A 21643-nucleotide genomic window follows, 5' to 3' on the forward strand; every position below is an offset into this window, starting at 1 on the left:
CATGGCTAAGCGAACAGATATAAAAAGTATACTAATTATTGGTGCTGGCCCAATTGTTATTGGTCAAGCATGTGAATTTGATTATTCTGGTGCTCAAGCCTGTAAAGCGCTGCGTGAAGAAGGTTATCGGGTTATTTTAGTTAACTCTAATCCAGCCACTATCATGACAGATCCTGAAATGGCTGATGCCACTTATATTGAACCCATTCATTGGACAAGCGTTCGTAAGATTATTGAACAAGAAAGGCCAGACGCCATTTTACCAACCATGGGCGGTCAAACAGCATTAAACTGTGCATTAGAGCTTGAAAAACAAGGTGTATTGAAAGAATTTAATGTTGAAATGATAGGTGCAACAGCCGATGCTATCGATAAAGCCGAAGATCGAAAACGCTTTGATGAGGCGATGAAAAAAATTGGTCTTGATACCGCTCGCTCAGGGATTGCTCATTCGCTTAAAGAAGCTTACGCCGTTCTTGATCAAGTCGGTTTTCCTTGCATTATTCGTCCATCATTTACCATGGGGGGCACCGGTGGCGGTATTGCTTATAATACCGAAGAGTTTGACGAAATTTGTACTCGAGGACTTGATCTTTCGCCAACCAATGAACTACTTATTGATGAATCATTAATTGGTTGGAAAGAATATGAAATGGAAGTAGTTCGAGACAAAAATGATAACTGCATTATTGTTTGTTCAATTGAAAACTTTGATCCAATGGGTATTCATACAGGTGATTCAATTACGGTGGCTCCAGCACAAACCTTGACTGATAAAGAATACCAAATCATGCGTAACGCTTCGATCGCGGTACTGCGTGAAATTGGTGTTGAAACTGGTGGCTCCAATGTACAATTTTCGGTTGATCCAAAGACAGGACGATTAATTGTTATTGAGATGAATCCACGGGTGTCGCGATCATCTGCCTTAGCTTCGAAAGCAACGGGCTTTCCTATCGCGAAAATCGCCGCTAAACTGGCTGTCGGTTATACGCTTGATGAATTATCTAATGATATAACAGGCGGAAAAACCCCCGCTTCATTTGAACCGTCAATTGATTATGTTGTCACCAAAATTCCACGCTTTAATTTTGAAAAATTTGCTGGTTGTAATGATCGTTTAACCACACAAATGAAATCAGTTGGTGAAGTGATGGCCATTGGGCGTACCTTCCAAGAATCAATACAAAAAGCGTTGCGAGGGCTTGAAGTTGGCGCTTCAGGATTTGATCCTAAAATTGATAATTATGCTGATGAAAAAAATATCACCAAAATTCGTTATGAGCTCCAAGAAGCGGGCGCTGATCGGATTTGGTATATTGCTGATGCTTTTAGGGCAGGATTCAACTTAGAAGATATCTTTTTACTAACCAATATTGATCGTTGGTTTTTAGTACAAATTGAAGAGTTGGTTAACCTTGAAAACAAGCTAAAGGAACAATCACTTGCACAGCTTGATCAAGAAACATTGTGGCAATTAAAACGTAAAGGTTTTTCAGATTTACGCATCGCCAAACTGCTTAATACCACAGAACAAGCTGTTCGCGATTTACGTCATCAATATCAAATTCACCCTGTTTATAAACGTGTTGATACCTGTGCGGCTGAATTTGCAACAGATACCGCTTATCTTTATTCAACCTATGAGCAAGAGTGTGAAGCTAATCCTCAATTTAGTCGTAAAAAAATTATGATCCTTGGTGGTGGTCCTAATCGGATCGGACAAGGTATTGAGTTTGATTATTGCTGTGTACATGCGGCATTAGCACTGCGTGAGGATGGTTATGAGACAATTATGGTTAACTGTAATCCCGAAACGGTTTCAACCGATTATGATACTTCTGACCGTCTCTATTTTGAGCCCGTTACGCTTGAAGATGTGCTTGAAATTGCACATGTTGAAAAGCCAAATGGTGTTATTGTGCAATACGGTGGGCAAACACCGCTAAAACTTGCTCGTGCGCTTGAAGCAGCAGGGCTACCAATTATTGGTACCTCACCTGATGCTATAGATAAAGCCGAAGATCGTAAACGCTTTCAAGAAGTCGTCGATAAACTGAAATTAAAACAACCTGTCAACGCCACAGTGACCGATATTAATGAGGCTGTCATTGAAGCAGAAAAAATAGGTTATCCATTAGTGGTTAGACCTTCTTATGTATTAGGAGGTCGCGCAATGGAAATTGTTTATAATGAACAAGATTTACGCCGTTATTTTAAAACAGCCGTAAGCGAATCGAATAATGCGCCTGTTTTACTCGATCACTTTTTAGATGATGCAATTGAAGTTGATATTGATGTAATTGCTGATGGTGAGCAAATCCTGATTGGTGGCATTATGGAACATATTGAACAAGCAGGCATTCACTCTGGTGATTCTGCTTGCTCACTGCCAACCCACACCTTAACTGCAGATATTTTAGACAAACTACGACAACAAGCCAAACAATTAGCACTTGAACTCAATGTAAAAGGTTTAATGAATGGGCAATTTGCGGTGAAAGATAATCAAATTTATTTGATCGAAATCAATCCTCGTGCAGCTCGCACTGTACCTTTTGTCTCAAAAGCAACAGGTTTACCATTGGCGAAAATAGCGGCTCGCGTTATGACGGGACAATCACTTGCCAAGCAAAATGTGACTAAAGAGGTGATTCCTCCTTATTATTCGGTAAAAGAAGTGGTATTACCGTTTAATAAATTCAGTGGCGTCGACCCAATCTTAGGTCCTGAAATGCGCTCAACTGGTGAAGTAATGGGAATCGGTAAAACCTTTGCTGAAGCCTTTGCTAAAGCTCAGTTAGGTAGTTTATCCAATATGAAAAAATCAGGGAAAGCATTATTATCGGTTCGCGATCAGGATAAAACAAGGCTGTTAGAGGTAGCTAAACGGTTAATTACTCATGGGTTTAGTATTGATGCAACTATTGGCACGGCAAAGGTATTACAACAAGCAAATATACCATGCCAAGTCGTAAAAAAAGAAAACGAAGGGCGACCAAATATCCATGACCATATAAAAAATGGCGAATATAGCTATATTCTTAATACCACCTCTGGACGAGCAGCTATTGAAGCCTCAAAAGTATTACGTCGAAGTGCCATTCAATATAAGGTACATTACGATACCACGATGAATGCTGCTTATGCTACAACTGCAGCGCTAGATTACGATCCGGCACAAACTGTAACGCCATTACAGCAACTTTATTGCTAATCACAAAGATAAAGACGAGTATCACTCGTCTTTAAAAATTCCATCCACAATATAATAACTTAGAAGTCATGCAATTGTTCTTAATAAACAATAAAATGCTCGTTTTTGATACAGAATAATGTTAATTTATTTGCTATATTTCAATCAATTTAATTAGTTATTATCATGGATATGATTCATTCTTCTGATCTAAAAACGATCATGCATTCCAAGCGTGCCAATATTTATTATTTAGAGCATTGCCGTGTTTTGGTTAATGGCGGGCGAGTTGAGTATGTTACTGAGCAAGGTCAACAATCGTTATATTGGAATATTCCAATAGCTAATACTACCTGTATTTTATTAGGCACGGGAACATCATTAACGCAAGCGGCAGTGCGAGAGCTTTCACGGGCAGGTGTCATGATTGGCTTTTGTGGTGGAGGCGGAACGCCTCTATTTTCATCAACCGAATCTGAATTCGCTTGTCAATTTTTTTCGCCACAAAGTGAATATCGCTCGACAGAATATCTACAAAGCTGGTGTCAATTTTGGTTTGATGATGAACGTCGATTACAAGCAGCTAAATTATTGCAACAAACACGGCTTAATATTATTAGTGAGTGTTGGCCGCAATTTGATTGGGATATTGATAAAACGCAGTTAGCGCATATTCTTACTGATGCAACACAACAATTTACCGATGTTGATAATAGCCAAGCACTTTTAGCCGCAGAAGGGCGAATTAGCAAACGTCTTTATAGCATGGCAAATCAATTAACCTTACAAGATGACAAATTTAAACGGGAACAAGGCACACGAGGCAAGAGTCATGATCCCGCTAATCAATTTTTAGACCATGGTAACTATTTAGCTTATGGACTCGGCGCAACGGCTTGTTGGGTGTTAGGTCTCCCTCATGGACTTGCTATTTTACACGGAAAAACTCGCCGGGGTGGATTAGTTTTTGATGCGGCAGATATTATTAAAGATGGCATTGTATTACCTCAGGCCTTTTTATCAGCCAAACAAGGCGATAGTGAAAAAGAATTTCGTATGGCATGTATTGCGCAATTTGCTCAATTAGGTGCACTTGATAGGATTATTGATACTTTAAAACAGATAGCAGATCAAATATGAATATTTTACTTGTTAGTCAATGCAAAAAAAATGCCTTAACCGAAACAAGGCGGATTATCGATCAGTTCGCTGAGCGCTGCGGTGAACGAACATGGCAAAGCCCAATGACCGAAGCAGGGTTACAAACGCTCTATAAATTATTACGCAAAACTGCACGAAAAAATACTGCTGTTGCATGTTATTGGACACATGGTAAAAATTTAACTGATCTTTTGTGGATTGTGGGCGATCGCAGTCAGTTTAATCAAGAGGGACGAGTCCCAACTAATCGTACTAAACGTAATATTTTACGCAGTGACAGCGAAAATTGTTGGCAATATGCAACCACCATTCAATTAATTACAACCATAGCGGCACTACTTCATGATTTAGGTAAAGCAACGATTGGTTTTCAATCTAAATTACGAGCAGAAACGGCTGTGGCGGCTGATCCTTACCGACATGAGTGGATTTCGTTACAATTATTTTTATTAATGATTCAAGGCTGCACCACGAACGAAGCCTTATTTGATCGATTAGCGCATTTTGATCAATATCGACAACAGAATCCTAATTGGTACCAGCAACTAACCAAAGTCGACAAAAATGATCTCACGCAGTTACCGTTATTGGCACAATGGATTGCGTGGCTCATTGTGTCGCATCATCGAATGCCGTTTTTACCGGATTCATTAACGGGGGATATTAAAAATTTACAGAAAATAGATTTTGATATATCTGGTTTAACTATCCGAAGTTTTTATAAAACATTTAAGGCAATTGATAAATGGGTTAAAAATAGTCATAGTCAACACGCTTCACCCAACGATTTTTGGCTGCTTAAAAGCGATATAACCTTAAGTCAGCCTTGGCTGAAAAAACTAAGCCGTTATGCAGCCAAAGCCCTAAATCATGTGCCTTTAATGCAATTGTCTAATATTGACGAGTTTTTATTGCATATTTCACGTTTAAGCTTAATGGTGGCTGATCATAACTACTCAAGTTTATCTTTAGCATGTGAAGAGGCAAAAGAAAATGAAGCAATATTGATTGCTAACACGAATTACCTAAAAAAAGCGAAGCAACGTTTAGATGATCATTTAATCGGTGTTGCTAATTTTTCAGCCCGTTTTGCTCGTTTATTACCTAAAATAACCACGGAATTACCCGCAATCAATCAACATAAACCTTTTACCAAACGAACAACTATAAAACGATTCCAGTGGCAAAATCATGCTTTTGATTTAGCAAAAAGTTATCAACAACTATCTGATGAATGTGGCTTTTTTGGTGTTAATATGGCATCGACTGGCTGTGGTAAAACCTTAGCCAATGGGCGGATTATGTTTGCGCTTTCAAATCCAAAACGGGGCGTGCGTTTTACCATTGCATTGGGATTACGTGTTTTAACGTTGCAAACAGGTAAAGCATTAAGAGAAAGATTACACTTAAGTGATGAACATCTGGCGATTTTAGTGGGTGGGCGAGCCACAAAAACCTTGTTTGAACTGAGTAGTGAAGACATTGAACAAAACGATTCTCCAACAAATTCAGAAAACCAAGGTAGTGAATCTATCGAATCGTTACTTGATGAATATATTGATGTAGCAGAAAGTGGTATTGCTGATTGTGAATTAGGTACTATTATTGAAGACAGTAAAGCACGGCAATTACTTTATGCACCTATTGTGACATGTACAATTGACCATATTATTCAAGCTAGCGAATGTACCCGAGGCGGTAAATATATTGCACCCACGTTAAGATTGTTAACCTCAGATTTGATTTTAGATGAGCCGGATGATTTTGATCAACATGACTTACCTGCACTGGCTCGCTTGGTGCATTTAGCTGGGTTATTTGGTAGCAAAGTGCTACTCTCATCAGCAACCTTAACGCCAGATTTAATTGCCGGATTATTTGATGCTTACCAAGCAGGACGAAAAATTTGGAATCAAAATAACCAATATGCCGATAATACCATTGTATGTGGTTGGTTTGATGAATATGAACAGTCGATATCACAAATTGCTGATACTAAAACGTTTCGAGATCACCATCAACAATTTGTAGCAATGCGCATTCATCAATTAGCACAAAGCGCAATCCGCCGTAAAGGGCATATTTTAGATCTACTAAATTACCAAGAAAATAAAACAGAAAACCAAAAAATAAATTATGGTGTGCTAGCTAAACAATTATTGGATCAAGCTTATCAATTTCACCAAGATCATCATCAAATTGATAAAAAATCACAAAAAAAGGTAAGTATCGGTTTAATGCGTTTTGCCCATACAGAAGATGTTATTTCACTTACAGAACAAATTTACGCACAAAAGAAGTTACCTAGTGATACTGCTTTTCATATCGTGGTTTATCATGCTCGACAACTGCTGTTATTGCGTAGCCAATTAGAAGAAAAACTTGATAGAATTTTAAATCGCAGTGATGAACAGGCTCTATTTAGCCAACCCGAAATTCTCCAATCTATAAAAGGTAGCAAGAAAGAAAATCATATCTTTATTGTGATTGGCACACCTGTCACCGAAGTCGGGCGCGATCACGATTATGATTGGGCGATTGTCGAACCATCATCCATGCGCTCTATTATTCAGTTAGTAGGGCGAGTATGGCGTCACCGACCACAAAAAATTGCACAAAAGGCCAATGTGGCCATATTAGGCTCGAATTTAAAAGCAATTGAATCTAAGTATCGTACGGATAAAGCCTGTTTTACTAAACCAGGATTTGAAGAAAAACCATTATTTTTGCTGAAAACCCATAAAACAAATGAATTAATTCCTGCTCATCAGTTAGTGAATATAGATGCGGTTCCTCGTATTAAGTCTTGCCCTGAAGATGGGCTAACGCTAGCTGAATTAGAACATAAGGTCATGGCAGATCTCTTTGCGATTAATGCCCGTAAAAGTAATTATGTCACCAGCTATTGGCAACAAGGCTTAGCCCATCACCATTGTGTGCATTTACAGGCGATTTCGCCATTTAGAGAGAATGATAAGACACAAGATGAATATATTTGCCAACTTGACGACGATGGCGATTATCAATTTAGCTATGCAGATGTAGCATGGCAGACTCCAGATGAATCTTGTCCAAGCAAACAAAATAGCCAAATTGAATACAAACGTTGGTTATTTGAAAATCCGCAAGTTAAACCGTGGTTAGAAAATAGTGTCGAGCAAGCCATAGCAAAAATAACCGAATATTTCCCAAATAAAACGCCATATCGATTAGCGAATGAATTTTGTAGCGTAAGCTTATATCGTAATAGCAGTTGGTATTTTCATCCTTATTTAGGATTTTATGAAAAGAAAGGATAAAAGAATATTGTTTTTATACTGAAACACATAGTTACCTGAAACTTTTTGACAAAATATCGTCAGGTGAATAATGGTTGCTAGTAAAAGGTAGGGAATTCTTTTATACTTGATGACACTGCTGTATAAGCAGTTTAGAAATATTAAATTCTTTTCAAATATTGATTTATACATTCTACATTCACCGCCGAATAGGCGGTTTTCATTCTTAGTTATTAATTTATGTTTTTTTAAATTTAATTAACCCTATTAAATTCTTTTAAAATTATAAATGTATTGATTTGGCTTTTTCATATAGATATATTACAAAAATGTAATTTTATTTTTTGTAACAGCGCATTACAAAATCGAAGTATTAAATATAGAGAAAATTCAGATATTCACGCATCTGAAGTATAAACTTTAACAGCGATAAATAACAAAAAGTTATGTAATTATTTATAGTTAGTTATGATTTTGTATAAGCAGTTTAGAAATATTAAATTATTTTTGAACACTAATTTATATAATTCACCTTATAATATATATTCTATTATTAATCAATAAATTATTTATGTTTTGTTGGTTTTACTACCCCTATTATAATCTATTCAAAATTAAATTTGTTGACTTGTCTTTTTTATATAGTTATATTACATAAATGTAATGTTAAGTTACATAACAACGTACTACAAAATTGTAGTATTAAATACAAAAAAACCCCAGATGTTCCAGCATCTGAGGTTTAGAATTTTATCAACCGTGCATAATAGGAAGACAAAACTATGTCTAAGAATAAATTTTTAAAAATTCAATGTCAAATTTTAATTGAAAATATTAAGTTAAAAAAATTCGATATTAATACTTCAGCAGCTAATGATGAAGTAAATATCGAATTTTCTCATCAAATTAATGATTATTCAATTCGAGATCTAATGAAAATTCTAAATATTTCGACGATTAAAGAAGTCAAATATTTAATTAAAAATTTAGAACTAGAACAATCTAAGTATCGCTCTTTAAATTCTCATAAAAAATGGGTTTATAACAACAATGCATTAAATATATTGAAGTTATATTTAAAATATAAAGCAGCATAGCATTAAATCAAAAGGTTTATAGATGATGATATAAGCCTTTTTGATTTTGAATTTGCAAAAATATAAGGAGGGTCAATGAATAACATATCTTGGCAAGATATAAGAAAAGTAATTTTAGATTTTCTGCAACAACGGCTTGCCAATAATAGTAATTATAAAAGTGAAACCGCTAAGCTAGAAAAAGCAAAAGAGTTAGGCGATCAGGTCGCAGTTAATGAAGCTCAGCAAAAGTTAGCTGAACTTGCTAAAAGGTTTGATTTTGAAACGTGGATGGAAGATGCGGCAACTAGAAGAATTTCGTGGATAACAATAGGAACTCATTTAAGCAAAGGTATCCATTCATCTAGCTCTGGAGATAACGTTAACATTGCGACCCAATCTAAACTGAGCCATCAAACAGTTATATCTTCTGCAACACCATCCTTGTTAGAACTTGATAGCTCTGGTAATGCCGCTTCATTAGATATATTTTCTCTTTTTAATCAATATGTTGGTGAAAATAAAATTTTGCAGTTAATTATAGAAAATCATCCAGCTGTTTTACCTGCACTTTCCGATGATAAGCAAAAAGCATCACTCTATTTAACTAATTTTAAAAAAGCAATCTTTAATGATTTCGATAACCCCAAAGCCTCGGAATTGAATAAGCAATTATATTGGCCGAATGATGAAGAACCGTATTTGTCAAAGCAAGATAATAATTATCGATTGTTAATTCCATTACATCCTAGCTCATTGTGTAATTACTTATACGAGAAGGTGCAAACACGATTTTCAGAAGAAAATAAATATGCACGAGAATTACGTAAAAAAAAGGATGTTGAGCATCAACCTTATTTTTCTTTCCATGACTTAGCCGTAGTTAAACTGGGAGGAAGTAATCCTCAAGGTGTCAGTCAATTAACTAGTAGTCAGGGAGGACGTAATTTTTTATTACCCTCTATGCCTCCTATATTTCAAAAATCTCAATTCCCATCGATTTCTAAACAACAAGAAACAATTTTCAATAATGCACTGCAATATTTTTGTCGATTTGGTTTTAAATTACTGTTTGATATGGTTGAAGCGCCAAAAAATATTGTAGAAGAACGAGATGATCGTAAAGATGCGTTTGCGGTGATTTTATCTTTACTACTTAAGTTTGCTCGCTATATTCAAACTACTCAACCAGCTGGTTGGAGTCGTGATTATTCACTCAATTTTGATGAAAAACTTTGGCTTGATCCACAGCGAGTCCAATTAGAGAATGAAGAGGATTTTAAAAAGCAGTATGAACAAGGTGATTGGCAACAAAGTCTAGAAAAGCTTTTTGCAACTTGGGTTCAAAATGCTTTAAAAGAAAAATTTAAAAATTTTAAACAGCAATTTGCTGATCCTGAATTTAGCGAATGGCGCCGTGAATTTAATGCAGCGGTAAAAGCAAGTCAACGTAAAAGGGAGGGGATCTTTTAATGGCATCATTACGTTATTATTTATTATTTGATCATGTCAAAGTTCATAATGCTAATGCAATTTCTAGCCCATTAACGTATGGCTTTCCGGCTATTTCGGGGTTTTTGGGTGCTATTCATGCTTTAAGTCGTAAAATTGAATCAGAAAATCCTATTTACTTAGATGGTGTGTTAATTGCATGTCATGAATGTGATGTACAAGTTTATCGACCAAACAACTATGCCGATTATACGTTTCGATTAACACGCAATCCATTAGCTAAAAATGGTAGTACTCGTTCAATTATTGAAGAAGGGCGAGTTCATCTAGATGTTTCATTGCTTGTTGAGGTAAAAATTGAAGATCGTGAAACATTAGATGATGCAGATGAACAGCAAGCATTTATCCAACAGATGAAACAAAAACTTTACCAGCAGCGTGTTGCTGGTGGGCAGGTTGTTGATATTGAATCAGTCGCACTATATTCTGCATCAGAATCAAATAAAAACTTAATCAATGCACTATTACCCGCATTTGTTTTAGTTGAAGCACCACAAGATTTACAAGATATCACTACTGAATTACAGCAACAAGATCCTAATGCTACAGCGCTTGATGCCCTGATTGAAACAGCGATGTTGCATCATTATCCACAAGAAAAAGATCACTGGCAAACCACATCGGTTAAACAAGGTCGTGGTTGGCTTGTCCCTTTACATTTGGGCTATCAAGCTATTTCACCGTTATTTTCAGCAGGTAAGGTTGAACATGCGCGCAGTAATGAGCATGCCACACAATTTGTGGAGTGTATTTATGGGCTGGGTAAATGGGTCTTTCCTTTACGCTTGGAAGAGAATTTATCACAGGCTTTTTGGCGTTATAAATGCAGTGAATTGCAATCTAATGATGCAGAAATTTATATTATCAATCAAGAAACTAATTAAGTAAATTTAGAAAATTATAGATTAAGGAATACATTATGAGTAAAGATAAAATGACAACGGCAAGCGTACTTGCTTTTGAACGTAGTTTTGATATTTCAGATGCAATTTTTGCACAGCAAAGTAGTACGGATACCAATAAATTATCCCCTGTTGTAGTTACTGAAAAATCAGTTCGAGGCACTATTTCAAATCGTCTTAAAAATGCAGTGGCAAACGATCCAACCAAATTAGATGCTGAAATACAAAAACCAAATTTACAAACGGTAGATGTCGCTTCGTTAGATGCCGATAAAGATACTTTGGTAGTTACATGGAGCTGTAAAGTGTTGCCATTTTTAGGTAAACCATCAGTATGTAATGATATCGAATATCAAAAAGAACTAGAAAAAACAACGCAGGGTTATATTCAAACGCAAGGATTGACAGCACTAGCTAAGCGTTATGCTATTAATATCTTAAGTGGCCGTTGGTTATGGCGTAACCGTATGGCAGCAGAGCAAATTAGCCTTTCGATTACTCGAAAAGATGAAAAAAAACCAATGATTGAAGTCAGTGATGTTAAACAATATCAACTAAACTCATTTGATTATGATGATAAATCGGTGAATGATCTTGCTACACTGATTGAAACAGGATTATGTGGTAAAGAGTTTGTGATTTTTAACGTTGAAGCCAAATTGAAAATGGGCTTAGGTCAAGAAGTCTACCCGTCACAAGAATTAATTCTAGATACTGGCAAAACTAAAAGTAAAGTATTGTATGAGAAGAACAAACAAGCGGCCATGCATTCACAAAAAATCAGCAATGCAATTCGAACTATCGATACTTGGTATCAAGATAATGCACAATTTCCAATAGCGATAGAACCGTATGGCTCGGTGACATCAATGGGGCATGCTTTCCGACAACCAAAACAGAAATTAGACTTTTATACCTTATTTGATAATTGGGTATTAAAAGGTGAAAAACCATTGCTTGAGCAACAACATTATGTGATTGCGGTATTAATTCGTGGTGGTGTTTTTGGTGCTAGTGGCAAGGAGTAAATTATATGCACTCACACTATTTAGAGCTGCGAGCTATTTCGCAAATTGAGATAACCGAGGTGGACGTGATTAATCAAGTCATGCAGTCACTGCACCAAATCTTGGTTAATCAACAAGGAAATATCGCAATTAGTTTTCCTTGTTACAATGTACACCGAACATTAGGCGGAGTGATTCGCCTATTTGGTACCGAGCAGGAATTGCAAAAACTTAAAGCAGATATACAGCAAAAATCATCGATAAGTGATTATGCTTTATTGATGCCTATCACAACAGTACCGGCAACGATAAAAGGCTATTTGCATTTGAGCCGTGTTAATCCTAAAGGTCAGAGTGCGTTAAGACGTGCCGAAAAAAGATTAACTGCACAAGGTAAATGGACACCTGAAGTGAAAAATAAAATGGTTGAAAAGTGGGGAAGCGTTCATTTGCAATACCCACATCTTCATTTGAATAGTAAAAGTACAGGTCAAAGATTTATTTTGTGGTTAAAACAAGAAAAATGCCCAGAGCCAGTGCAAGGCACATTTAATAGCTATGGATTAAGCCAAACAGCCACTGTTCCTGATTTTTAAATCATTAACCCTTTTTTTGTGGATAATTTTAACATATTGATTATTATTGATATTAAAATAGACTCAAAAAAAGGGTAAAAATTGGGAAAAGTGCAGTATGCTCTTTTACAATAAGGTCCTATTGAGATAAAATTCTACTTCAATGCCGTATAGGCAGTTTAGAAAAGGCAAAGAATTTTTTGATTCAAATGATAAATCTTCAATGCCGTATAGGCAGTTTAGAAATACAAAAATCCCACAAACAGACCGCGGCCAGCCTTCAATGCCGTATAGGCAGTTTAGAAATTGAGCCACCACCCAATCATGAGCCTCAACTACTTCAATGCCGTATAGGCAGTTTAGAAAGAAATAACTTTAAATCTCATACCGTGATGATGCTTCAATGCCGTATAGGCAGTTTAGAAAGAGCGGTGAAAAGTCTGTAAATAACTGTAATTCTTCAATGCCGTATAGGCAGTTTAGAAAAACCAGTTAAGCCATTTGCTCCCAGTTCATCTCTTCAATGCCGTATAGGCAGTTTAGAAACATTATTGCATTTAATCCCCTCTCTACAGAAGCTTCAATGCCGTATAGGCAGTTTAGAAAATGTAAAGTTAAACGTGCATCAATAGTAGACACTTCAATGTCGAGTAGGTGGTCTTTTGTATAAAAGTAGAAATTTCTGTATAACTGGTTGATTTTAATTAAAATAAAAAATTAAATAAAATCAATGTCCTACCTGAGCGATTTTATGGGCGTAATACATCTTATAACATGGTAAGGATTATATGTTCATTGGTTGTTAGGTAATTCACTAATTCCTTGGTTTAGAAATTATCACCAATATTCATTATTTCCACAAAAGTTAAGACTTACAAAACCTAACACCGTATTCTAATTAAAAAATTGCATAAAAAGCTAGCCAAGTTTTTTTAAAATGGCTATACTTTAACCTCCTTAAAGTAATAGTTTATTAAACAATCAAATAAACATAAAAATTAAAATAAATCATTAATTTACTTGACATGTGAACCGTAATGCATTATCATTTTAAACACCAAACACCAAACCTATGTCTTAAATTTATCAGATAAACACACTAGTTGGATTTTTAACCCCGCCACGTTTATATCTTCAAAGTTATTTTTCAAATTATTATCAAAATTATTCCGAAAAGTTCCGTTAGTATTGATATTGTTATTATTGTCTTCTTTATGGAATGTACAGGCGAATGGCAAAAAGGTTCGAACGGGTAATCGTAGTGATGCAATAATAATACCGTCGGCAGTTATCCATTATGCAAGGCCGAATCTATATTTTAGCGAAGGTAGATACGCAGGTCCTGCTGACATATGGAATCCTAAGAAGGGCTTCTTAGTTCAATCAATCGATCCTGAATCATACAACCTCAATTTTCCAACTACAGGAGCGAATTTTTTATTTTTTGATTTAGTCATATCGGGAGATTTCGCTGAATTGACATGGGAACCAGTTACGCATGAGGGAATTACCGCAAGAATGAAACTTATGCCAGGTATTCACAGTTGGGTTCATGATTCTAGTTTTGTAATTCGTGTTATGCTAACAGGTCCAGATGCAAGAAATCAATGGGACAATCCTCATCCTAATCCAATTGCTAAGCCAAAGTTACCGCAGACGTTTGAGTTAGTGGGTAGAGATAGATATGGCATTGAGGTAGTAAAATATGGATTTGTGTTGAAGCAGTGGTTCGTCGTGCGGGATGGTCATCTTCCTGTTCGAAGGAGAACCTATAGTGACCATTTAGCATGGTGTAATAATATAGGCTACCAGATGCCAAGGGTCAGGGATTTAACCAATGCGGTTACAAAATTTGGTCCATCAGTAGGCGCTAATCCATCTTCACCAGGTAATCATTACATGCGTCATATTGATGCAGGTCTTTCTTCCGAGTGGGGCGACTTGTTCATTTACATCATTGGTGGTATTGGTGATGATGCTGGCTTTCTTCACACCTACTATTGGACGAGCGATGTGGCGGGGCACGAGCAGTTCATTGTGGACTTGAGTGATGGCAGCATCGGTAGCCGCCACCCGAAAACCGAAGCAGGTGTTGCTTGCGTCTCAAACCTTAAACCTTAGTTCTTATTTCTTAGTCATTAGGTCGCCGAGGCCAATATTTAGAAACACCTATTTTGATACTTTAACTATCATAAAATTGTTTACCGCCGTGTAGGCGGTTTAGAAATATGACGTAAAAACAATAAAAGGGATCGCAGACTTCAATGCCGTGTAGGTAATTTAGAAATGAGTGTTTCTAGTTTTTATTAACTGAAACACTTCATTATTAGTATTATAAAGTAACTATTCTGTGCCAATTTGCGTGCTCATTTTTATCTCTCGATTATCGGTGATTTCTAAATTCGATAGCACCACTAATTGAGGAAAGTTTGGTCTTAGAAATTGTGAAAGCATAGGTCTTAATGAATGGTTCACTAATAACACTGGTGGTGCACCGATAGCTTCTTGTTGATGAATGGCTTGTTTAATTTGCTCGACAATGTGTTCGGCTAGCCCTGGTTCAACATTGCTGGTATTTTGGAGTGCTTGTAATAACAAACGTTCTAAATTGATATTTAATCCTATTACATTGATTGGCTCAGATCCAGGAAACCATTGTTGTGTGATGACTCTTCCTAAAGCAATTCTTACCATACTTAGTAGCTGATAAGCATCATTTTGGGTTGGTGCGTACTCACAGATGGTTTCAATAATGGTACGCATATCACGGATTGACACTTTTTCAGCGATCAAGTTTTGCAATATTTTATGAAATGTGGTTAGTGTAACAACACCAGGAATAAAGTCCTCCACTAATTTCGGCATATCTTGTTTTATTCTGTCGAGCAGTTCTTGAGTTTCTAAACGTCCTAATAAGTCGCTAGCAAATTGCTGTAATAAATGATTAAAATGAGTAGCAATCATGGTACTTGTATCAACAACGGTATACCCCAATATTTGTGCATTTTCTTTATTACTTTCATCTATCCATATCGCTGGTAATCCAAAGGCAGGTTCGGTTGTTGGAATGCCCTCAATGGTTTCAGTTACATTACCGGGATTGATCGCTAACCATTTATTATTAACAATTTCACCTTTGCCAATTTCACCACCTTTTATAAATATCTTATATTGATAAGGTGCTAATGAAAGATTGTCTCTTATATGAACTTGAGGTGGTAAAAAACCCAGTGTTTGAGCAAATTTTTTGCGTAAACTACGAATTCGCCCTAACAACTCACCATTTTGAGTTTGATCTACCATGGGAATTAATCCATAACCAACTTCCATTGCCAATATATCTTCAATATTAACATCTGACCATGTTGCTTCTATATTAGCTGGCGTGGTTGCTTGTACATTAGCTTGTTTGGGTGCTACTTTTTGTTCAGTCTTTTTCTGTTTAGTTAACCACCAAGATATGATTAATAAAATAGCAGTAAAGAGTAGAAAAACTAAATTTGGCATACCTGGAATTAGTCCAAGTAAACCAATGACGACAGCTGTTAAAATCAATACTTGTGGATTATTAAAAAGCTGTGTAATCATTTGATCACTGATGTTATCTTGTGATGTGACTCGAGTAACAATAACGCCAGCTGCGGTTGAAATAATGAGTGATGGTATTTGTGCTACCAAACCATCACCAATAGTTAGTAAAACGTAGGTTTCGCTAGCATCAGAAAAAGCCATACCGTGTTGAACAACTCCAACTAATAACCCCCCAATAATGGTTATACCCATTATTAATAATCCCGCAATCGCATCACCACGTACAAATTTACTGGCACCATCCATTGACCCATAAAAATCGGCTTCTTGAGAAACTTCGGCTCGGCGGGCTTTAGCTTCATCTTCACCAATTAAACCCGCATTCAGATCAGCATCAATAGCCATTTGTTTTCCGGGCATGCCATCTAACGCAAAGCGTGCGCCCACTTCAGCTATTCTACCTGCTCCTTTGGTGATGACCATAAAGTTGATAATGACTAAAATAATAAATACCACAATACCAATAGCAAAATTACCACCAACCAAAAAGTGTCCAAAAGCCTCAATAACCCGCCCAGCAGCAGCACTACCAGTGTGACCTTTTAATAAAACGACCCGCGTAGAAGCAACGTTTAACGATAATCTTAATAAAGTTGCAAATAATAAAACGGTCGGGAATGCTGCAAAATCAAGCACTCTTTTAGTAAACAATGCTACTATCAAGATGATAATTGATAATGTAATATTAAAAGTAAAAAACAGATCCAAAATAAATGCAGGTAGTGGTAATACCATCATCGAAAGAATCAATAAAATTAGCAATGGTCCAGCTAAGACTTGATAATGCCCATTTTTTAATGTATTGGTTGATAATAAATTAAGTAGTTTAGATTTAATCATAAGACTAGTTATTACCTTTATTTATTTACGGATAATGACTCAGGTATGGGTAAATTATTTGGCGCTATTGGTTTATCGCCACCATATTTATACCAATGTTTCAATTGATAAACCCACGCTAGAATTTGGGCAACCGCGGTATATAATTCGGTTGGTATTGTTTCGCCTATTTCACCATGACGGTATAAAGCACGGGCAAGTGGTGGTGCTTCTAACTGGGGGATATTATGTTCATTAGCAATTTCTTTGATGCGTAACGCAATTTTATTTGTTCCTTTCGCTAATAATTTTGGAGCAATCATTGTTTTTTCATCATATTGCAGAGCGACGGCATAATGCGTTGGGTTGGTAATAATCACATTAGCTTTAGGTACATCTTTCATCATACGGCGTCTAGCAATAGTCTGTTGCATTTGACGAATGCGCCCTTTGATTTGTGGGTTTCCCTCTTGTTCTTTAAATTCATCTTTAATTTCTTGTTTTGACATTTTCAGTTTCTTTAAATTACTCCATATTTGATAGAAAATATCAAAACCAACCATGGGTATTAAAGATATAACACTAAAAATTCCACAAAGAATCACCAGCTGTATTGCTGTAGTTAATGCACTATTTAAATGCATATTGGGTAACGAAAGCATGTGAGGAAAATGGTGCATTACAAACAATGTTGAAGCTATAGAAATAAAAATAACTTTAAGTATGCTTTTTAGTAATTCAGAAAAAACTCTAATACTAAATATTCTACCAAATCCAGATATCGGATTTAGTTTTTGAAAATTAGGCTTAATTGATTGCAGGCTAAATAGTAAACCGCCGACACAAAGTGGCGCAAATATAGCAACGATAACTAGACCCAAAAAAATGGGTACAATTGCCCAAAAACCATCGGTTAATAAGTTAACTAAATTGAAGACGATTAATTTATCATCCTCTATTTTATACGAAAACTTCATTGCTGTTTTAATGATCGTAGTTAACTGGTTAACTAAGTGTGATCCCATTAATCCAAATAAAATAATACCTATTAACAAAATTAATAACGAAGTTAATTCACGAGAACGAGGGATCTGCCCTTTTTCTCTAGCTTTTTTTATTTTGCTATCGGTGGGGTGTTCGCTTTTATCTAGATCACTATCGTCAGCCATGATGAAGTTAAATAAAACGCTATAGTTTAATAAAGATTTACAATACTAACAGTATGAACTAATTACTACTGGGTTGTTGGCTTAATAAGAGGGCATTTTAGGGGGTATTTATGGCGTTTACCGTCAATAAATATTAATTATTTAAACTTTGGCTCGTTTTGACGAAATAATTTCAGTTTGTTGATAGCCACTATTAGTATAAACAGCAGGACTTTTAATACTTTTAAGATAGTTGATTGATTGCTGGGTTAGATTCATGCGGTTTTGAATAATTAGCCCATTATCACGATTTATATCTGCTAATAATTTTGTTGTATCAGTAATTGATAGCCAAAGAGCTTCGATTGTAGGATTTTCTTTATAGGGTGGTTGAATATTAAATTGTTCACTTAGTTTTATGCGTTCTTCATCCAGTAGCTTTAGTTGAATTAGTAATTGGCTTTTTTTGTTAATAGTTTCACTTAACTGGTTTGTTGAACTATTTTCAATTAATATTTTTTGCTCTGATTGTAGAATTTCTGAAATTGTTTGTAACATCTCAGCTATTTTATTTAGGATGTCATTAAGTGCTAACATTTTTTATCCTTATAATTCTGTCTTATTTTTAAAAATCTTCTAGTAATTGTTTAATTAATTTATCTGCAATTTTATGTGTATCAATAACCAATGTTCCGTTGGATATGGACTGTTTTATTTTTTCAATTTTTTCTACATCGATATCTTTGTTGGTTGAATGTAAAAGGTGTATTGAATTTTGATTTATACTCACGTTAGTACTTACATTAGTACTGTTTTTAGTTTGTACAGATGCATTGTGAGTATTTTGTTGTTCGTTAATTACATCGCGGCTTACTAGCCCTGTTATGGCTGTAACGGATTTAGTTGCATCTATAGTCATAAAATACCTTTAATCAAATTTAAGATTTAAGTGATTTGTATAATTTTATTATCGGCAATAATAAAAAAATCATTAATATTATTTATTGAAAATTATTACACCTTGGTGAGTTAACGTGCCTTCAACAATTTTATCAGAATTTAGTTTAACTTTTATTTTATCGTTTAATATAGCATTGTTAAGTGTTTTGCCATTAGTTGTTATCTCATAACCTTCTCCATTTATTATTACTTTAATTATTTGTCCTGCTTTCACCTGCCAATTTTTTTGAAGCATTGTTGTTTTTATTGGTTCACCCAAATTGATATTTCGTAAAGCTATATGATTAATTGCGTCAACTCCATCCAAAATAACAGTCGAAGGTAGTTTATCCAACCAACCTGATTGTATCTGTATATAATCTTCGTTGATTACCGTCCCTGCACTTATTGCTTGTTTAGCTACAATATAGTTCCCTTTGACAGCAACATTAATCTGGATAAATTTTTTTTTATTATTGCATTGGGCACTGATAGTCATGTTACCCCAATGTTTTTTTTTATTTAATAAAGAGAGTGTTGGAGTCTTACAATTTAATTGCGGTTTAGCAGTAAGATAAGTAATTAAAATGTCGTCCGCTTTATGACCAAATTGCTGTGATATTAAATTGTTAATCTGTTTATCAAGCGAATTTGCTAAAACATTATTCCAACTAAATAGTATAAAAATAGCGAGTATCAATTTTGCGATTTTAATCATGCTTATTTATTCTAAATTATTCATAAGCTGATTTTACTTTATGATTGCAAGAAATGAATCTTGAAATAAGGGCAATTTTTATCGTTATTTGCGCAATAACTTTTTTTTTATTCGCTTAAAATTCTCATTATCAAAAAAAATGAGATGATTTTATGTTTGATAAATTAGATACATGGGTTAATTTTCATCAGCAAGCATTAAATATACGTGAAATACGACAAAATATATTAGCTGCAAATATTGCAAATAGCGATACGCCTAACTATCAGGCTCGAGATATTGATTTTAATGCTGAGCTAAGCAAAGCACTTAACAATCAGAATAAGATTAATAACGTTGGACTTAATATCACTTCAAATCATCATATTCAGATAAAAGCACCAATCATGACAAATCATGATGTACTTTATCGTATACCTTATCAGGCTGCGGCAGATGGTAATACGGTCGAGATGGATCAAGAACGTACAGCTTTTATTGATAATAGTATTCACTACCAAAGTAATTTAACGTTTTTAGGTGAAAAATTTAAAAATATTATGGCGGTATTACAGCAAGGATAATCATGATGAGTTTTTCTATTTTTGCAATTTCAGGCTCGGCATTATTGGCACAAACACAACGAATGAATGTAAGTGCTAGTAATTTAGCTAACGCAGACAGTATTACCAGTACTTCAGGCAAAGCTTATCGAGCTAAGCAGGTTATTTTTCAAGTGGATGATAATGGTGAACTTAACCCAATTGCAGGGGTTAAAGTGTCACAAGTTATTGAAGATCCTTCACCAATGAATTTGGTTTATGAACCTAATCATCCATTGGCCGATGCTAAAGGATATATTCAGAAACCTAATGTCGATGTGGTTGCCGAAATGGTTAATACCATTTCAGCATCACGAAGTTATCAAGCAAATATAGAAGTAATTAATACCGCCAAAAATTTAATGTTAAAAACACTGGCATTAGGGCAATAAAAAGGAGTGGTTGATGGGTATAGCTAATGTTCTTGTTTCAGAATCATCGGGGATAACAAAACCTCAAACGACACAAAAAACGGCATCTGATGGTAACTCAAGTAAAGAATTACAAGATAATTTCTTAACGTTATTAATTGCACAAATGAAGAACCAAGATCCAACTAATCCAATGGATAATAGTCAGCTAACATCACAGCTAGCTCAAATCAATACTTTAGCAGGTATAGAACGTCTTAATACAACGTTAGGAATGGTTTCTGGTCAGATTGATGATAGTTTATCAGTCAATGCCAGTAATATGATTGGCAAGGGAGTGATGGTTCCTGGCAATAAAATTTTAGTTGCAACCTCAGAATCTGAAAGTTCAGACTCAAAAGAAGAAACCGTTACCACGCCATTTGGTTTTGAGTTGGTACATGAAGCTGACTCAGTAATTATTACTATTCAAGATGAAAATGGCAATGTAGTTCGTGAAGTTGATTTAGGCGCAATTCCAGCAGGCGTTAGTTCTTTCACTTGGGATGGTGTGCTAAATGATGGGACGAATGCACTAGATGGCAGTTATACTTTTTCAGTTAATGCAAGTTATGACGGGAAAAAAGTATCATCAACATCATTATCTTATTCAGTAGTATATGGTGTTATCAATAGTAAAGTTAATAATAAAGTATTACTTGATTTAGGAATACTTGGTTCAATTAGTATTGACGAAGTACGTCAAATTCTTTAAAGGAGATAAAGTTCA

The 21643-nt window shown here is 35.3% G+C and carries 17 protein-coding genes and 1 CRISPR repeat array; of the genes, 12 read left to right on the top strand and 5 right to left on the bottom strand.

Translation table 11 applies throughout. The annotated features are described in order from the left end of the window. Position 1 precedes the first annotated feature (1 nt). The 9 genes from carB to B9N71_RS00280 all read left to right on the top strand — a co-directional run bounded on the left by carB (position 2) and on the right by B9N71_RS00280 (position 14828). Complete coding sequence (carB, locus tag B9N71_RS00240) at positions 2-3217, top strand: carbamoyl-phosphate synthase large subunit (protein ID WP_085163695.1); 3216 nt, start codon at positions 2-4, stop codon at positions 3215-3217. Positions 3218-3382: 165 nt separating this feature from the next. After that, entirely contained in the window at positions 3383-4336 is a 954-nt protein-coding gene (gene cas1f, locus B9N71_RS00245; RefSeq protein WP_085163696.1) for a type I-F CRISPR-associated endonuclease Cas1f, read from the top strand. Then, the gene (gene cas3f / locus B9N71_RS00250) at positions 4333-7656 is read left to right on the top strand and encodes a type I-F CRISPR-associated helicase Cas3f (RefSeq protein ID WP_085163697.1); all 3324 of its coding nucleotides are present in this window, start codon (positions 4333-4335) and stop codon (positions 7654-7656) included. Before cas1f ends, cas3f begins: the two co-directional genes overlap by 4 nt. A gap of 761 nt (positions 7657-8417) precedes the next feature. Next, a complete protein-coding gene (locus B9N71_RS00255; RefSeq protein WP_085163698.1) occupies positions 8418-8732 on the top strand; it encodes a hypothetical protein in 315 nt (104 codons plus the stop codon). A 75-nt stretch (positions 8733-8807) separates the two neighbouring features. After that, a complete protein-coding gene (gene csy1, locus B9N71_RS00260; protein ID WP_085163699.1) occupies positions 8808-10184 on the top strand; it encodes a type I-F CRISPR-associated protein Csy1 in 1377 nt (458 codons plus the stop codon). Next, positions 10184-11107, top strand: a complete 924-nt coding sequence (csy2, locus tag B9N71_RS00265) for a type I-F CRISPR-associated protein Csy2 (protein ID WP_085163700.1) — start codon at positions 10184-10186, stop codon at positions 11105-11107. Before csy1 ends, csy2 begins: the two co-directional genes overlap by 1 nt. 35 nt (positions 11108-11142) lie before the next feature. Then, complete coding sequence (csy3, locus tag B9N71_RS00270) at positions 11143-12153, top strand: type I-F CRISPR-associated protein Csy3 (protein ID WP_085163701.1); 1011 nt, start codon at positions 11143-11145, stop codon at positions 12151-12153. 5 nt (positions 12154-12158) lie between these two features. After that, positions 12159-12728: a type I-F CRISPR-associated endoribonuclease Cas6/Csy4 gene (gene cas6f, locus B9N71_RS00275; RefSeq protein ID WP_065561650.1), complete on the top strand. Its 570-nt coding sequence runs from the start codon at positions 12159-12161 to the stop codon at positions 12726-12728. Between the two features lie 137 nt (positions 12729-12865). Further along, positions 12866-13313: a CRISPR direct-repeat array (repeat unit 28 nt; unit sequence CTTCAATGCCGTATAGGCAGTTTAGAAA). A gap of 582 nt (positions 13314-13895) precedes the next feature. Then, positions 13896-14828 carry a hypothetical protein gene (locus B9N71_RS00280; RefSeq protein ID WP_143421964.1) on the top strand — a complete coding sequence of 311 codons (933 nt, stop codon included), beginning with the start codon at positions 13896-13898 and terminating at the stop codon, positions 14826-14828. A gap of 222 nt (positions 14829-15050) precedes the next feature. Here the strand turns inward: B9N71_RS00280 and flhA are convergent, their stop codons facing one another. The 5 genes from flhA to flgA form a co-directional block, all read right to left on the bottom strand. After that, positions 15051-17138: a flagellar biosynthesis protein FlhA gene (gene flhA, locus B9N71_RS00285; RefSeq protein WP_085163703.1), complete on the bottom strand. Its 2088-nt coding sequence runs from the start codon at positions 17136-17138 to the stop codon at positions 15051-15053. A 17-nt stretch (positions 17139-17155) separates the two neighbouring features. After that, positions 17156-18286 carry a flagellar biosynthesis protein FlhB gene (gene flhB / locus B9N71_RS00290; protein ID WP_085163704.1) on the bottom strand — a complete coding sequence of 377 codons (1131 nt, stop codon included), beginning with the start codon at positions 18284-18286 and terminating at the stop codon, positions 17156-17158. A 141-nt stretch (positions 18287-18427) separates the two neighbouring features. After that, positions 18428-18862: a flagella synthesis protein FlgN gene (locus B9N71_RS00295; RefSeq protein ID WP_034909433.1), complete on the bottom strand. Its 435-nt coding sequence runs from the start codon at positions 18860-18862 to the stop codon at positions 18428-18430. A gap of 28 nt (positions 18863-18890) precedes the next feature. Beyond that, positions 18891-19184 (bottom strand): flagellar biosynthesis anti-sigma factor FlgM, encoded by a 294-nt coding sequence (gene flgM, locus B9N71_RS00300; protein ID WP_034909437.1) that lies wholly within the window; start codon positions 19182-19184, stop codon positions 18891-18893. Positions 19185-19262: 78 nt separating this feature from the next. Further along, positions 19263-19922, bottom strand: a complete 660-nt coding sequence (gene flgA / locus B9N71_RS00305; protein ID WP_085163705.1) for a flagellar basal body P-ring formation chaperone FlgA — start codon at positions 19920-19922, stop codon at positions 19263-19265. Between the two features lie 152 nt (positions 19923-20074). Here flgA and flgB point away from each other — a divergent pair, with 152 nt between their 5' ends. The 3 genes from flgB to B9N71_RS00320 are packed head-to-tail and all read left to right on the top strand — an operon-like array spanning position 20075 to position 21628. Continuing rightward, positions 20075-20485 carry a flagellar basal body rod protein FlgB gene (gene flgB / locus B9N71_RS00310; RefSeq protein ID WP_034909444.1) on the top strand — a complete coding sequence of 137 codons (411 nt, stop codon included), beginning with the start codon at positions 20075-20077 and terminating at the stop codon, positions 20483-20485. Positions 20486-20487: 2 nt separating this feature from the next. After that, positions 20488-20895: a flagellar basal body rod protein FlgC gene (gene flgC, locus B9N71_RS00315; RefSeq protein WP_034909448.1), complete on the top strand. Its 408-nt coding sequence runs from the start codon at positions 20488-20490 to the stop codon at positions 20893-20895. Between the two features lie 13 nt (positions 20896-20908). Continuing rightward, the gene (locus tag B9N71_RS00320) at positions 20909-21628 is read left to right on the top strand and encodes a flagellar hook assembly protein FlgD (RefSeq protein ID WP_034909450.1); all 720 of its coding nucleotides are present in this window, start codon (positions 20909-20911) and stop codon (positions 21626-21628) included. Positions 21629-21643 lie beyond the last annotated feature (15 nt).

The organism is Gilliamella bombi (assembly GCF_900103255.1).
In the GTDB taxonomy this organism is placed as follows: domain Bacteria; phylum Pseudomonadota; class Gammaproteobacteria; order Enterobacterales; family Orbaceae; genus Gilliamella; species Gilliamella bombi.